This window comes from bacterium (assembly GCA_024226335.1).
Lineage (GTDB): Bacteria > Myxococcota_A > UBA9160 > SZUA-336 > SZUA-336 > JAAELY01.
The window spans coordinates 1-1957 of record JAAELY010000385.1 but is presented as its reverse complement, the minus strand read 5'-3'; the positions used below and the strand labels follow the sequence as shown (position 1 = coordinate 1957).

General features: G+C 63.7%; 2 protein-coding genes. Both read left to right on the top strand.

All coding sequences use genetic code 11. From position 1 onward, the window contains the following. On the top strand, positions 1-1012 hold a 1012-nt coding region (locus GY725_19490; GenBank protein MCP4006368.1), incomplete at its 5' end, for an IS256 family transposase. A 160-nt stretch (positions 1013-1172) separates the two neighbouring features. Continuing rightward, a complete protein-coding gene (locus GY725_19485) occupies positions 1173-1793 on the top strand; it encodes a hypothetical protein (GenBank protein ID MCP4006367.1) in 621 nt (206 codons plus the stop codon). Positions 1794-1957 lie beyond the last annotated feature (164 nt).

Below are 1957 nucleotides of genomic sequence, written 5' to 3'. Positions count from 1 at the left end.
CGTCCACGATCGCCGCGACGATCATCGCTTCAGCAGCCAGATCCTTCCGCCGTACATGCGCAAGAGTCCGAAGGTCGCGGAAGTGCTCCCGATCCTGTATCTGCGCGGCCTGTCGACGGGGGATTTCCGCGAAGCGCTTCCCGCATTGCTAGGCGAGAAGGCTTCAGGGCTGTCTCCGGCTTCGATCACTCGCCTGACGGCGGAGTGGCAGGCGGACTACGACGCGTTTCGCAAGCGCGATCTCTCCGCCCAGGAGTTCATCTACGTGTGGGTCGATGGCGTGCACTTCCGCGTGCGTCTCGAGGAAGATCGGTTGTGCACGCTGGTGGTTCTGGGCGTGCGCCGCGACGGCACGAAGGAGCTTTTGGCGGTCGACGACGGCTACCGCGAGAGCTCGGAGAGCTGGAGCTCGGTGCTCCGCGACCTTTCCGCTCGTGGCCTTCGCATGCCGCTGCTGGCGATCGGCGACGGAGCGCTGGGCTTCTGGAAAGCGGTTCGCGACGTGTGGCCAGAGACGAAGGAGCAGCGCTGCTGGGTGCATCGCCTGGCGAACGTGCTCGACAAACTGCCCAAGCGGATCCAGGGCAAAGCAAAGCAGCTACTTTCCGAGATCATGAACGCAGAGACACGCGAAGTCGCGGTCGAAGCGATGGATGTCTTCGACAAGGAGTACGGTGCCAAGTACCCGAAAGCGGTCGCTTCGCTTCGTCGCGACGAAGACAAGTTGCTGACCTTCTACGAGTTTCCAGCTGAGCACTGGCAGCACATCCGCTCGGCGAATGCGATCGAGTCCTCGTTTGCGACGGTGCGATTGCGCACACGTGTCACGAAGGGCGCCGGGTCTCGCACGAAGGCCTTGCTCATGGCCTTCAAGCTGCTCGTGATGGCAGAGAAACGATGGCGCAAGATCAACGCGCCGCAGCTCGCAGAGAAAGTCGCCGACGGAGCTCTGTTCGTCGACGGGATCATTCAGAACGATGACGATGAGAAGGAGCGAAAGGACGCCGCCTGATCAGATCCCGATCCACAACATTTGACAGTTACCCCCCCCGCGTGTGGTAGGCTTGGGAATGCTCTGTGCGCACCGCTGGCTTGTCCGATTTGGGATTGCTTTACTTGCGGCCCTCGTGAGTGCGAGTTCCGCGGGAGCTGGGGGCATCGAGGCGACGTTCATGGCTCGAAGCGTGGAAGTCTTCACCTCTCCCGAACCCGAACCGCCACGTGTCTTCCCGCCCGGGAGGATCTGCGTGTGTATCTCCACCCTTCCGGGTCCGGCGGGACAGTACGATAACGGATTCGAGCCTGTAGACCTGGGGCTGAACGGTGGTGCGATTGCGACGCACGCATCGACCCTGTCCGATTTCCGCCTCACCTCGACCAGCCGCTCGGAAGGCTTCGAGGAAGGTGCCTACGGGGAGGTCGTGATCGTGCTGGACTTCGACCTCGACGCCGCGACTTTCTTCAAGCTCTCCGGACTCTTCACTCGCACCGACGGCGGCCGGTCGAGCATCCAATTCAGCGGACCCGGCCTCGCGATCAGCTGGAAGCTGTCCACGGATGGTTCGCTCCCTTTCGAGCGCTCCGGATTCCTCGAAGCCGGTTCCTACTTTCTGCTGCAGGAGACGGGTGCAGGGTTCCCTGGGGAGTCCAGCGCCGAGTTCTCCCTGGTTCTCCCCGAACCCGGCGCCGCGTCGCTTGCGCTCGTCGCCCTCGCCGCGCTCGTAGCTTGGCGACACCACGTCAGGTCTGGCTGGCGCCCCCGGCAGGAGTCGAACCTACGACCTGCCACTTAGTAGGAGGGATCGGGCGCCGTACTCCGCTTCGTGCGGCGAGAGTTCGCGCGCTTCCTCGAGTGCGGGATCCTGGCGCACGGCTTCGTCCGCGTGCGCTGCACCGCCTGCGGAGCTCCGCGACTCGTCGCCTTCTCGTGCAAGGGCCGTGGCTTCTGCCGCTCCTG